The following is a 264-nucleotide window of genomic DNA, read 5'->3' as shown; positions in this document are numbered from 1 at the left end:
GCCGTCGTCCTGCTCCCGATTCCCAACATCAACACCGTCAACACCAACGTGAACGGCGCCTCGGTGCTGGTCACCGCCAGCGGGCAGTCCTCGTCCGCCTTGATCGGCCCGTCGATCACCTTGAGCGGCAAGAACACCAGCCAGACCAACCAGGGCACCGTCGACCCGGGCCTGGGGCTGGGCGCCCTGCTCAGCCTGGGCGCGACCGGCGCGCAACTGGGCAACACCACCAATGGCGGCTCGGTGGTCGTCAACAACAACGGC

1 protein-coding gene is annotated in these 264 nt (G+C 67.8%); it reads left to right on the top strand.

Features of this window, described 5'->3' with window-relative positions:
* Positions 1-264 (top strand): hypothetical protein (locus ACRHNM_RS17050; protein ID WP_431137821.1); only part of this gene is annotated, 264 nt, incomplete at both ends.

The sequence above is a fragment of the Psychroserpens mesophilus genome, assembly GCF_050617655.1.
Taxonomy (GTDB): Bacteria; Bacteroidota; Bacteroidia; order Flavobacteriales; family Flavobacteriaceae; genus Psychroserpens; species Psychroserpens mesophilus_A.
Note: the sequence above shows the minus strand (reverse complement) of the source record. Positions and strands in the feature narration are given on the sequence as shown.